This is a genomic window from Providencia vermicola, assembly GCF_020381325.1.
Taxonomy (GTDB): Bacteria; Pseudomonadota; Gammaproteobacteria; order Enterobacterales; family Enterobacteriaceae; genus Providencia; species Providencia vermicola.
The window spans coordinates 251,280-263,240 of record NZ_JAGSPI010000002.1 but is presented as its reverse complement, the minus strand read 5'-3'; the positions used below and the strand labels follow the sequence as shown (position 1 = coordinate 263,240).

16 protein-coding genes are annotated in these 11,961 nt (G+C 44.0%); 6 read left to right on the top strand and 10 right to left on the bottom strand.

What is annotated here, in order from left to right:
• The first annotated feature begins 2 nt into the window (after window positions 1-2).
• From tldD to KDJ85_RS03790, 4 genes are all read left to right on the top strand, one after another.
• Window positions 3-1,448 carry a metalloprotease TldD gene (gene tldD / locus KDJ85_RS03805; RefSeq protein WP_225818533.1) on the top strand — a complete coding sequence of 482 codons (1,446 nt, stop codon included), beginning with the start codon at window positions 3-5 and terminating at the stop codon, window positions 1,446-1,448.
• An 86-nt stretch (window positions 1,449-1,534) separates the two neighbouring features.
• Window positions 1,535-2,020 (top strand): ribonuclease domain-containing protein, encoded by a 486-nt coding sequence (locus KDJ85_RS03800; RefSeq protein WP_225818532.1) that lies wholly within the window; start codon window positions 1,535-1,537, stop codon window positions 2,018-2,020.
• A gap of 13 nt (window positions 2,021-2,033) precedes the next feature.
• Window positions 2,034-2,321 carry a barstar family protein gene (locus KDJ85_RS03795; protein ID WP_225818531.1) on the top strand — a complete coding sequence of 96 codons (288 nt, stop codon included), beginning with the start codon at window positions 2,034-2,036 and terminating at the stop codon, window positions 2,319-2,321.
• Between the two features lie 59 nt (window positions 2,322-2,380).
• Window positions 2,381-2,968, top strand: a complete 588-nt coding sequence (locus KDJ85_RS03790) for an RBBP9/YdeN family alpha/beta hydrolase (protein ID WP_225818530.1) — start codon at window positions 2,381-2,383, stop codon at window positions 2,966-2,968.
• On the opposite strand, the gene KDJ85_RS03785 is transcribed toward KDJ85_RS03790, so the two are convergent.
• From KDJ85_RS03785 to yjgA, 3 genes are all read right to left on the bottom strand, one after another.
• Window positions 2,949-3,281: a low molecular weight protein tyrosine phosphatase family protein gene (locus tag KDJ85_RS03785; protein WP_225818529.1), complete on the bottom strand. Its 333-nt coding sequence runs from the start codon at window positions 3,279-3,281 to the stop codon at window positions 2,949-2,951. The two genes, KDJ85_RS03790 and KDJ85_RS03785, sit on opposite strands and share 20 nt — an antisense overlap.
• The gene (locus KDJ85_RS03780; RefSeq protein WP_206083540.1) at window positions 3,281-3,511 is read right to left on the bottom strand and encodes a hypothetical protein; all 231 of its coding nucleotides are present in this window, start codon (window positions 3,509-3,511) and stop codon (window positions 3,281-3,283) included. Before KDJ85_RS03780 ends, KDJ85_RS03785 begins: the two co-directional genes overlap by 1 nt.
• Before the next feature lie 328 nt (window positions 3,512-3,839).
• Window positions 3,840-4,385 carry a ribosome biogenesis factor YjgA gene (gene yjgA, locus KDJ85_RS03775; RefSeq protein ID WP_206083541.1) on the bottom strand — a complete coding sequence of 182 codons (546 nt, stop codon included), beginning with the start codon at window positions 4,383-4,385 and terminating at the stop codon, window positions 3,840-3,842.
• Between the two features lie 179 nt (window positions 4,386-4,564).
• Between yjgA and pmbA the strand changes: the two genes are divergently transcribed.
• Window positions 4,565-5,905, top strand: coding sequence for a metalloprotease PmbA (pmbA, locus tag KDJ85_RS03770; RefSeq protein ID WP_206083542.1), 1,341 nt, complete (start codon window positions 4,565-4,567; stop codon window positions 5,903-5,905).
• Between the two features lie 526 nt (window positions 5,906-6,431).
• A complete protein-coding gene (locus tag KDJ85_RS03765; RefSeq protein WP_225818528.1) occupies window positions 6,432-6,899 on the top strand; it encodes a helix-turn-helix domain-containing protein in 468 nt (155 codons plus the stop codon).
• Between the two features lie 127 nt (window positions 6,900-7,026).
• Here KDJ85_RS03765 and rnk read toward each other — a convergent pair whose 3' ends face one another.
• The 7 genes from rnk to lptB all read right to left on the bottom strand — a co-directional run bounded on the left by rnk (window position 7,027) and on the right by lptB (window position 11,959).
• Entirely contained in the window at window positions 7,027-7,437 is a 411-nt protein-coding gene (gene rnk, locus KDJ85_RS03760; RefSeq protein ID WP_225818527.1) for a nucleoside diphosphate kinase regulator, read from the bottom strand.
• A gap of 190 nt (window positions 7,438-7,627) precedes the next feature.
• Window positions 7,628-7,900 carry a PTS phosphocarrier protein NPr gene (gene npr / locus KDJ85_RS03755; RefSeq protein WP_206083545.1) on the bottom strand — a complete coding sequence of 91 codons (273 nt, stop codon included), beginning with the start codon at window positions 7,898-7,900 and terminating at the stop codon, window positions 7,628-7,630.
• 5 nt (window positions 7,901-7,905) lie between these two features.
• Window positions 7,906-8,757, bottom strand: coding sequence for an RNase adapter RapZ (gene rapZ, locus KDJ85_RS03750; protein ID WP_206083546.1), 852 nt, complete (start codon window positions 8,755-8,757; stop codon window positions 7,906-7,908).
• A 119-nt stretch (window positions 8,758-8,876) separates the two neighbouring features.
• Complete coding sequence (gene ptsN, locus KDJ85_RS03745) at window positions 8,877-9,344, bottom strand: PTS IIA-like nitrogen regulatory protein PtsN (RefSeq protein WP_225818526.1); 468 nt, start codon at window positions 9,342-9,344, stop codon at window positions 8,877-8,879.
• Window positions 9,345-9,437: 93 nt separating this feature from the next.
• Window positions 9,438-9,725: a ribosome hibernation promoting factor gene (hpf, locus tag KDJ85_RS03740; RefSeq protein ID WP_206083548.1), complete on the bottom strand. Its 288-nt coding sequence runs from the start codon at window positions 9,723-9,725 to the stop codon at window positions 9,438-9,440.
• Window positions 9,726-9,747: 22 nt separating this feature from the next.
• Complete coding sequence (gene rpoN / locus KDJ85_RS03735; protein ID WP_225818525.1) at window positions 9,748-11,190, bottom strand: RNA polymerase factor sigma-54; 1,443 nt, start codon at window positions 11,188-11,190, stop codon at window positions 9,748-9,750.
• 43 nt (window positions 11,191-11,233) lie between these two features.
• A complete protein-coding gene (lptB, locus tag KDJ85_RS03730; RefSeq protein ID WP_206083550.1) occupies window positions 11,234-11,959 on the bottom strand; it encodes an LPS export ABC transporter ATP-binding protein in 726 nt (241 codons plus the stop codon).
• Window positions 11,960-11,961: the final 2 nt, after the last annotated feature.

Below are 11,961 nucleotides of genomic sequence, written 5' to 3'. Positions count from 1 at the left end.
ATATGAGTTTAGCTTCTGTCAGCGAACATTTGCTGGCCGCCAACCGCCTTGGGCAAGAAAATCTGTATGACATTTTAGGGGTATTATCTGAGCGCCATCTGGATTATGCGGATCTGTTTTTTCAGTCAAGTTTTCATGAGTCTTGGGTACTTGAAGATAGGATCATCAAAGATGGCTCTTACAATATTGACCAAGGTGTTGGTGTAAGAGCGGTAAGCGGGGAAAAAACAGGGTTTGCTTATGCTGACCAAATCTCACTGCAAGCGCTGATGCAAAGCGCTACCGCAGCACGAAGCATTGTGAACGAACAAGGCTCGGGTAAATCACGCGTTTTAAGCAATGTTGAATACAAAAAACTGTACTCCGTAGTCGATCCGTTACAGAGCCTGTCGCGCGAACAAAAAATTGATTTATTGCACCGTGTCGACCAAGTCGCCCGTGCTGAAGACCCGCGTGTTATCGAGGTGAATGCGAGTTTAACAGGTGTTTACGAGCAAGTACTGGTTGCCGCAACTGATGGCACACTGGCGGCAGATATTCGCCCATTAGTGCGCCTTTCGGTCAGTGTATTAGTTGAACATGATGGCAAGCGTGAACGTGGTGCCAGTGGCGGCGGTGGCCGTTATGGTTATGAATATTTCTTAGAATTACATCAAGGCCAAATTGTGGCAGAACAATATGCCCGTGAAGCGGTACGTATGGCATTGGTGAATTTATCTGCCATTGCAGCACCTGCGGGTATGATGCCTGTGGTACTGGGAGCGGGTTGGCCAGGCGTGCTGTTACACGAAGCGGTTGGCCATGGCCTTGAAGGTGACTTTAACCGTCGCGGGACATCTGTATTTTCTGGGCAAATGGGGGAGCAAGTGGCTTCTCCGCTGTGTACTGTGGTGGATGATGGCACGATTGCAGGTCGTCGTGGTTCTCTTGCTATCGATGATGAAGGGGTACCAGGGCAATATAACGTCCTAATAGAAAATGGTATTTTACGTAACTATATTCAAGATAAACTGAATGCACGCCTGATGGGCGTTTCGCCAACAGGTAATGCACGTCGTGAATCTTATGCGCACCTGCCAATGCCGCGCATGACGAATACTTACATGCTAGCAGGCTCTTCAACACCAGAAGAAATCATTGCTAGCGTCGACAAAGGTATTTACGCACCGAATTTTGGCGGCGGTCAGGTTGACATCACCTCGGGTAAATTTGTGTTTTCAACCTCTGAAGCCTACTTAATTGAAAATGGGAAAATCACATCGCCAGTGAAAGGGGCTACACTGATTGGCTCAGGTGTTGAGGCGATGCAGCAAATTTCCATGGTGGGTAATGACCTCGCACTAGACAAAGGTGTCGGCGTTTGTGGTAAAGAAGGCCAAAGTGTGCCAGTGGGTGTCGGTCAACCAACCTTGAAATTAGACAAAATGACGGTGGGTGGTACTGCATAATTTCGCGATACTCCACGTTATAGTGTGTTAAACGGCAGCCTTTGCGTCAGTATGGGTTGCCGTTATTGTCATCATAAAGGTAATAAATGAATAAAAGAGTCATATCACTGGTGTTGATGGCTGTTTTGATTGTACTGAGCCTATACTTTCGTAGCGGTGATGTTCAAGATAAACCACAATCAGACAAGCCAGCGACTTCAGAACAAACAATCGCCCGAGAAAATGCCCTTCCTAAAACTATTGACCAACTGACTGAGCAACAGAATGTCGTTAGTTATATGCAGAAATACCAAAAACTTCCTGCATTTTATCTAACAAAAAAAGAGGCAAGACAAGCGGGTTGGGATGCCAAAAAAGGCAATCTTTGCGATGTCTTACCAGGGCGAGCAATTGGGGGGGATCGTTTTTCGAATCGTGAAAAATCATTGCCTATCGCAGATAATCGCCAATGGTTTGAAGCGGATATCAACTATCGTTGTGGGCACCGCGGGGCCGATCGTTTGCTATACTCTTCAGATGGGATGATTTTTGTTACCCACGACCATTATAAGAGCTTTAAACAAGTCAATTAAAGGAAGCATCGCGATGAGCAAACAGGTGAGCTTTGATTTTCGTCAGATAAACACACTGAATGATTTTTATCAGCAATTTGCTCAGCAATTTTCGCTTCCAGATTGGTTTGGTCATAACCTCGATGCTTTGTGGGACATGGTTTCTGCAGGCATTGAGCTTCCCGTAACCATTATTTTTAGCCATATGAGTGCAGAACAACGCATCGAATTTGCCGATGTCATTGATGTGATGAATGATGCACAAGATATGTGGGAAGACGAATTTGTTTTTGCGTTAGATATAACAAAAAGTGCTAACTGATTCTCCAATCACTCATGGTAAAGTCTAAGCAAGATAACTGAGTTGATAGGAATTCTAAGATGAGCAGCTTCACTTCGACGTTACGGCCATTAATAAATCAAAAGTTCGTTATTATTCATGGCTATACCGCATCCCCCGAAAAAAATTGGTTCCCATGGCTAAAAAGTCAGCTTGAAGCGCTTGGTGCGAAAGTTGATGTGCCAGACATGCCAGATTCTTTATCCCCCGATCCAGTAAAATGGCAGCAGCGTTTGCAACAGCTTCCTTTTGACATTGACGAAGAGTCTGTATTGATTGGCCATAGCCTTGGCTGCGTTACCGCATTGCGTTTTTTACAAAATAAAAATCAAGCGGTTAAGGGGTATGTCTTAGTGTCTGGCTTCGATGAAGAGCAACAGACGCTACCTGAGCTGCGTAGTCATACCTTGAGCCCACTCGACTATGCAACATTAACTGATCTGGCTGATAAGCGAATTTCAATCATATCGACCAATGATGAAATTGTCTCACCATCGTCATCAAAAGCGCTGGCGGAGGCATTAAAAACACAGGTTATCATAGAAGAGAATGCAGGGCATTTTCTGGATAGGGAAGGTTATACGACGTTTCCTACCTTGCTTGAGGCAATTAAACAGCAGTTTGGTTAAGGATGTGAGGCACAGCATCTTCCAGTAGGGTTATCAGTTCAGGATCCATATACTGATAATCATCAGGAATATCCAGAACATGGAGGGGCTTGTGCTCAAGTAGGCGCGAAAAATCAGCCTTAAGGCGGTTTTTGTGTTTTTGTTCCATCACAAAAATGACATCAGCCCAACGGATTAAATCGGCATTAACGGGGCGTTTGGCGTGGCGACTGGTTCCCGCTGAACGGGTGACCCAGCTTGCATGATTGCGCCAGATCTGTTCAGCGGTTGGGCTACGCCATTGATTTTTACTGCAAATGAATAAAATATTCATTAATCTTCTTGGATCTCATCAAGGCTATTACGCACAAGTTTGGCACTGCTTACTTGCGGGTAGGCCATGCCAAGTTGGGCTGCGCGGATCATTTTTTCACTGCGCCCATACATCTGTTTCCAGTTTTTTTCTGGCGCATAACAGTCGACGAGGCGAGCGTTCAGTTGATCACGTGATTTATTGGTACGAGCTTGGGCTCTGCGCCATGCTCTATTTCGAGTATTATCCATATCTTCCTCATGATTTATCGGGGTTCAGCAGCCGCGATAATACGGGTCAGAGTATGACTAACAGGCGAATAGTACGCGGCTTTACGCGGGCTATCAATGGAAGGCGTGTTTTTTAGGATTTTCCCCTAGGGGCTGTTTATCTTTGATGGTCAATTTTTAATCGAACCCGCAGGGCAGCGTTTAAGCACAATAGCTAACGTAGATAATAGTCAGTCATCTTGATTGACACATTTATCATTGTCTTAATTGTTTTTTGGCCTTTTTAGCGGTAAAAATCAGCAGCAAAGATAAACAGCCCCTAGCCCAAAATAGGCATAGGGGAAAACGATTAGGCGATTTCAGATTGGTCTTTCAAATATTGGAATATTTGACGATACGCTTTTGGCGGTTTGTTGCCTTCACGTTCTTTTTTCGCATTACGCACAAGGGCGCGCAGTTGTTGCCTGTCCGTTGTTGGGAACAGCGTCACCACTTCTTCAATCACATCATCACCCCCTTCCAGCAAACGGGTGCGTAAATCTTCCAATTTATGCAGAATAACGACTTGCTGGTTATGGCGGTTTTTCAGTTTATCAAGGGCTTCGGTAATCGGTTCCACTTCACGTGAACGTAATAACTTACCGATAAGCTGTAATTGTCGACGGCGACCTTCACGTTTAATTTTTTGAGCGAGCTCAATGGCCTCAAGTAGTTGAGTGTCCAATGGAATACGTTCAAGCTCGCTTTTACTTAAATCAACGAGTTCAGCCCCCAGTTTTTTGAGGATCTCAGCATCGCGTTTAATTTCGCTTTTGCTGACCCAAATGATCTCCTCGTCTTCTTCGTCTTGCGGCGCTGGGATGTCATCCAGCCAGTCATCAGGCTGTTTGGCCATATCGATTTTCCTTTTTTCAAACACAGTCGTGAAATTACATGTAATTAATATGATTTACTGCGTTGTGAGTGTTAACATTTGACTATTATCTATTGTAACTGGGAAAACCCCTTTATGACTACCTAGCATTTGCATGTTAGGGCAGAAAAACATTTTCCCCACATTATTGGATTGAATGCATGAGTGTAACCGAACAAGTCACAGAACAACGTAAAAAACTCGAAGATGCAGTTGCGCACGCATTAGAATTTGCAAAGTCACGTTGTGATGCCGCGGAAGTGGCTGTGAATAAAAGCACAGGGATAAGCGTTAGTACCCGTCAAGGCGAAGTTGAAAATGTTGAATTTAACAGTGATGGCGCCCTTGGAATCACTGTTTATCACCAACAGCGTAAAGGAAGCGCATCGTCAACAGACTTAAGCCCTGAGGCCATCGAGCGTACCGTTCAAGCCGCTATCGATATTGCAAATTATACCTCTGAAGACCCCTGTGCGGGCCCAGCAGAAAAATCATTGCTGGCGTTTGAAGCGCCTGACCTTAAATTATTCCAAGCGACAGCGCTCTCCCCTGAAGAAGCCATTCGTTTAGCATCTATCGCTGAAATGTCGGCGCTCAATGCGGACTCGCGTATTGTGAATACCGAGGGTGGTAGTTTTAACGGTCACTACGGTGTGCGCGTATTTGGGAACTCCCATGGCATGCTGCAAAGCTATTGTTCAAGCCGTTATTCTATGTCGAGCTGCGTTATTGCAGAGCATAATGGTGATATGGAGCGTGACTACGCTTACACCATTGGTCGCAGTGTGGATGCATTGAAATCCCCTGAGTGGGTGGGTCAAGAATGCGCTCGCCGCACGTTAGCGCGTCTATCCCCAAGAAAACTGCCAACGATGAAAGCCCCCGTCATTTTTGCGTCAGAAGTGGCGACAGGGTTGTTTGGTCACCTTGTTGGGGCAATCAGCGGCAGCAGCATTTACCGTAAATCGTCTTTTTTATTAGACAGCCTTGGCAAACAAATTTTACCAAGCTGGTTAACCATTAATGAGCAGCCACATTTAATTGGTGGTTTAGCCTCTTCACCCTTCGATAGCGAAGGTGTACGCACAACTGAGCGTAATATCGTGGAAGATGGCGTTCTACAAACGTGGCTAATGACCAGTTATTCTGCTCGCAAACTGGGTTTACAGAGTACAGGCCATGCGGGGGGAATTCATAACTGGCGTATCGCTGGGCAAGGGCTTTCTTTTGATGCATTGCTCAAACAAATGGGAACAGGTTTAGTCGTTACTGAGTTAATGGGGCAAGGTGTGAGCGGCATTACAGGGGATTACTCACGTGGTGCATCAGGCTTTTGGGTCGAAAACGGCGAAATCCAATACCCAGTGAGTGAAATCACTATTGCAGGTAATCTAAAAGATATGTGGGCCAATATGGTCACTATTGCTGATGATATCGAAACTCGCAGTAATATTCAGTGTGGCTCTGTGTTGATCCCCGAAATGAGTATTGCAGGGGAATAATACTCGTCATATTTCGAATGGTGACGTTGTTGGCTGCGTTCAGCTACCCGAGTCACATACTTGTGTATGCTCCCCGGGATATCCTCTCTTGCCGCCTAGTCACCTTTCGAACTATTTAGAGTATTTAAGGTGAATCATATTTCGAATGGTGACGTTGTTGGCTGCGTTCAGCTACCCGAGTCACATACTTGTGTATGCTCCCCGGGATATCCTCTCTTGCCGCCTAGTCACCCTTCGAACTATTTAGAGTATTTAATGTGAATCATATTTCGAATGGTGACGTTGTTGGTTAGGTTATCTCTCCCCACAGGAGCTTGAATTATTATTTTGCTTTATAATCCAAGAATGCGCTCAATACGAAATATGTTATTGGGCGTTTTTTATTCTATAAAATAAACAAAACTTTTATCAATTTTATCGCTGTCATTGCGGTGCCGTCATTCTGTCGGCATGCTGTCGTGGTCGTCATTGTATTGTACTGACAGTATGGTCATACCCTAAGACTATTTAATTTTTAAGGTAGGTTATGATGGAAAACAAAGTCAAACAGCTCAGATTGGCAAGGGCTTGGTCGCAAGAACAGCTTGCTCAATTGTCATCCCTAAGTACAAGAACGATTCAACGCATTGAAAATAATGAAGTGCCAAGTTTAGAAACACTGAGTGCACTCGCATCCGTTTTTAATGTGAGTGTATCAGAGCTAACCTCTGAGCCCTTACTCGAAAGTTATGAGTTGGACAGTCGTATAGAAGAGGCGAAAAAGCGGGTCAGTGATGAAGCAAAATTACTGAAGAACATCATCATTGCGATTATTGTGTGTGCCGTATTGTATGCCGTTAACTCTTTTTATACTCCGCAGCGCGATTGGCCAATTTGGGTGATGTCTATTTGGGGTGGGTTATTAGCGATAAAGGCGATTAGACTCTTTTTATTGGACAAATTTTTTCGCCAGTGGCAACACAAAAGGTTACTGCGTATAACGAAAAAACCTTAGTATTATCCATCAAGACAACTAGATACAAAAAAGGCACTCATTGAGTGCCTGAATATGCCAGAGGACTTGCCTGAGTTTCTCAAGAAAACTTTTTTCGCTAAGCCATCCTTAATTCAGCAAGTCGAAATTAACGGTGAAATTCACCAGCAGCTTCTGGCTGATACACAATTTCAAGAACACGAACGCGTGTTTGCACACCGTTTGGCAGCTCCCAGCTAATTTCGTCGCCAACGTGCATACCTAATAGTGCAGCACCGATAGGCGCCATAACAGATAACTGTTCTGCACTGTCTTTTAGCGAGGCAGGGTAAACTAATGTACGTGTGCGCTCTTCATTACTAATGAGGTCTAAAAAGCGAACCGTACTGTTCATTGTGACCACGTCAGCAGGAATTTCTTGTGGGCTAAGAATATCCGCACGGTCAAGTTCATCATTGAGCGCTTCAGCAACAGGGGTGCCTGCGTAAGCCGGCTGTTCCATTAGTGCATCTAAGCGTTCAGCATCTAAATCATTGATAATAATTGTTGGCTTTGTCATACCACACTCCAATAGAGACGTACAAAGCAAACACCCCCCACCCAGAAGGTAGGGGGTGTTGCTATAAATAAATTTGTTTAAAATATTAGGCGCTATGCGCTTTAAAGGGAAGAGATCAGGATCACGATCTCCAAGCCTGCCTTTGTAAAAATACGCATATTGATATTTTTATTGTTAGGTAGAAATAGGCTTATTCTTCATCAAACCCACTCTCGAATAGGTTAACAATTGCGGATAATGCCTGATTTTCATCTGCACCACTCACTTCAATATCAATTTTACTGCCTTGTTCCGAGTCTAACATCAACATTGCGATAACGCTATCCGCCTCTGCCTCAATTTGACTATTATTCCGCAAAATAACCTTAGAGTTAAATTGTTGAACTAAATCATAAAGTAACATAGCCGGTCTTGCATGCATTCCAAGGCGGTTTTTTAGCGTTATGGTTGCTTTTACAGTCATTTCAGCTACTTGCGTTTTTCGAGAGTCCTGTGGCGCGATTGCACGTTTTTACCACGGGAGCGGAAATAGTCAGCAAGCTGTTCTGCAACATAGACAGAACGGTGTTTCCCCCCCGTACAGCCAATCGCAACGGTTAAGTAGCTACGGTTGTTTGTTTCTAACATCGGTAGCCATAACTCTAAATAGCTACGGGTTTGGTAGATAAAGTTGTGAACTTCAGTGTGCCTATCCAAGAATGCAGCAACAGGGCGATCAAGGCCGGTCATTGGGCGCAGTTTCGGATCCCAGTGTGGGTTTGGTAAAAAGCGCACATCAAAAACATAGTCTGCATCAATAGGGATACCGTGTTTGAAACCGAAAGATTCAAACACCATCGTTAGCTCACGCTCACGTTTGCCCATTAAACGCGTTCTCAGCATTTCTGCTAGTTCATGGACAGACATCTCAGAGGTATCGATAACTAAATCTGCCCGTGAACGAAGTGGCTCTAGAAGCTCATTTTCTTCGTCAATTGCGCTTTCAAGAGACAGGTTTTTACTTGAAAGTGGGTGTAACCTGCGAGTATCGCTGTAGCGGCGGATCAGGGTGTTGCGATCGGCATCCAGAAACAAGAGTTGTGGAGAGAAACTAGCGGGTAATTTATCAATCGCTTCTTCAAACACTTCTGGATTGTCGGGCATATTACGCACATCGATACTCACTGCCGCTGAGATGTTACGATCAGCCAGTGAATTAGCTAACTCTGGCAGTAATACGACTGGCAGGTTATCCACGCAATAGAAACCCATATCTTCCAGCGCACGTAAGGCAACGGATTTCCCCGAACCGGAACGGCCGCTGACAATCATCAGCACCATGAGCTTACTCCCTTTCGTTTCCTAATGATGTTTTTCTTAATAAACTGTGCTTTGCACATTTTTAATGATAGAAACCATAACAATATCATTAAGCTATAGCAAGACACATAAATTATCACTTACTCTGTAATAATACTATATAGTTCATCATCACTTTGTGCGCTGCGCAGACGCTTACAGAATGTTTTATCGGCCAGCTTCTTAGCGATAAGCGAGAGCGTGTGTAAGTGCGTTTTACATTGATCAGATGGCACAAGTAGTGCAAAAAGCAGGTCAACAGGCTGATTATCAATCGCATCAAAGGCAATGGGTTCTTCTAAATGCAAAAATACACCAACAGCTCGGGAACTTTCGCCTTCATCCAGCTTGCCATGAGGGATTGCAATCCCGCCGCCAATACCCGTTGTACCAACTTTTTCTCTGGTTAATAATGCTTCAAATACCGTATTTTCAGGTAATTCCAATTCAACGGCAGCCAGCTCACTAATAATTTCTAGGGCTCTTTTTTTACTGGTGCACACAATATTATTACGTGTACAGGCTGATGATAAAACATCGTTTAACTGGATTTCTATATCACTATTCATTTTATTGTTCACTTAGGACTACAAAACCAGATGATGTATGCCACCATCTGGTTTGAAACATTCATTGGCTAACGAATCAGCCACATCAATGTATTAATGTTGTCTCAGTTTTTCTTTATGTTTGGTTAATTGGCGCGACAGTTTGTCTACCAGTAAATCGATAGCAGCATACATGTCATTTTCTTCCGCTGATGCATGGAGCTCCGCTCCATTGACTTGCACGGTTGCTTCAGCAATTTGCTGAACTTTTTCAACTTTCAGGACGACTTGGATACTGTTAATACGGTCAAACAGTTGCTCTAATTTACTGAGTTTTTTCTCAACAGTTTCACGCAGTGCTGGAGTAACTTCAATATTGTGTCCAGTAATCTGAAATTCCATACAACCTTCCTTATTTTATCAATTAAACCAGTTGTTTACGCTGGTTTGAGGGCGGAATAGATAACGATTCACGATACTTAGCAACAGTACGACGAGCAACTTGAATACCTTGCTCTGCCAGCATACTCGTCAATTTACTGTCACTCAATGGTTTAGCTGGGTTTTCCGCAGCAACCAGTTTTTTCACCAAGGCCCGAATCGCGGTAGAGGAGGCTTCGCCGCCTGTATCCGTGCTTACATGGCTGGAGAAAAAATACTTCAACTCAAAAATGCCTCGTGGGCTGTGGAGAAACTTTTGAGTTGTCACTCGCGAGATGGTGGATTCATGCATGTCCACTTGATAGGCGATATCCGCCAGTATCATAGGTTTCATGTGTTCCTCTCCCAGCTCAAAGAATTCTTGTTGCTGTTCGACAATGCAAGTTGCCACCTTCAATAACGTTTCATGGCGGCTTTCTAAGCTTTTAATCAACCATTTTGCATCTTGCAGGTGGCTGCGAATATATTGCGTATCATCATCACTAGCTGAACTATTTGCCATTGAAGCATAATGATTGTTAATACTGAGTTTAGGAATGCTATCTGTATTTAACTCAACTTGCCAGTGCCCAGCTATCTTTTTCACTAAAACATCAGGAATAACATATTCCGATTCACCTGTATTGATAGACTGCCCTGGCTTTGGATTTAATGCGAGAATCAAGTCGATAGCCGTTTTTAAAGCATCTTCCTTTAAACGCGTTAATTTGCCAAGCTGCCTAAAATCACGGTTAGCAAGTAAATCAATATGGTTGGTAATGATTAACTTTGCTTCTTGTAGGCCTTCCGTTTCTTTTGGGTAGAGCGAAAGCTGAATTAATAAACACTCTTTTAAATCTTGTGCAGCGACACCAAGTGGGTCAAAGTGCTGGATGCGTTTAAGTACCGCAATCACTTCTTCTAAACTAATTTCTGGATTATCAATTCCTTGATGTATATCAGAGATTGTTGTTGTGAGATAGCCAGAGTCGTCTATGGAATCAATAATTGCAGTGGCAATCGCACGGTCAGTATCCGTAAACGGCGTGAGATCCGATTGCCATATCAGGTAATCTTGCAGTGTTTGAGTGGTTTCACCTTGGTAAACAGGGAGCTCATCGAAGCTGTAATCGTTGCTGGTACCTGAAGGTGTTCCTGCTGTGTAGATTTCGTCCCAATCCGCATCAAGAGGAAGCTCTTCAGGCATATCATTGTTTTCTAAAGCGTCTTTAGTATCGAGCTCACTGCTGTCTGTGGTATCGAGAGAATCAATCGAGTCGGTTTCAGAACCTAACTCTTCTTGCTCAAGAAGCGGGTTAGTTTCCAACGCAAGTTGGATTTCTTGTTGAAGCTCAAGTGTAGAAAGTTGCAGCAGACGGATTGCCTGTTGCAATTGAGGGGTCATCGCAAGTTGTTGACTGACTCTGAGCTGCAAACTTTGCTTCATGAAACTGTTTTCTTCTCCCTAACAATGGAATACGACATACGGTTTATAACCGGAAACCTTCACCTAAGTATACACGTTTCACTTGTTCATTTTCCAATATCATGGTTGGTGTACCATGGGCAATCAGGTGGCCTTGGCTCACAATATAGGCTCTTTCACACACATCTAACGTTTCACGGACGTTATGGTCGGTAATCAAAACACCGAGGCCGTAGTCACGTAAATGTTGGATAATTTTTTTAATATCCAAGACAGAAATTGGGTCGACACCAGCAAAGGGTTCATCCAATAAAATGAATTTTGGATTAGCGGCGAGAGCCCTTGCAATCTCAACTCGGCGGCGTTCACCACCAGAAAGCGATTGCCCCATGCTGTCGCGAAGATGTGTGATGCTAAATTCTTCCATTAACTCTTCAGCACGTTCTTTACGTTGAGAAGATGTTAAATCTTCGCGGATTTCCAATACGGCCATCAGGTTATCATAAACGCTAAGGCGACGGAAAATAGAGGCTTCTTGAGGAAGATAGCCAATACCGCGGCGCGCACGTTCATGCAGTGGCAGTAAGCTGATATCTTCACCATCAATTAAAATTTTGCCCGCATCCCGCTGAACAATACCCACAACCATATAAAAGGTGGTGGTTTTACCGGCACCATTTGGCCCTAACAGGCCAACAATTTCGCCTGATTTAACTTCAAGGCTGACATCTTCAACAACCTTGCGTTTTTTATAGGATTTAGCCAGATTCTCTGCGGTTAGTGTCGCCATAA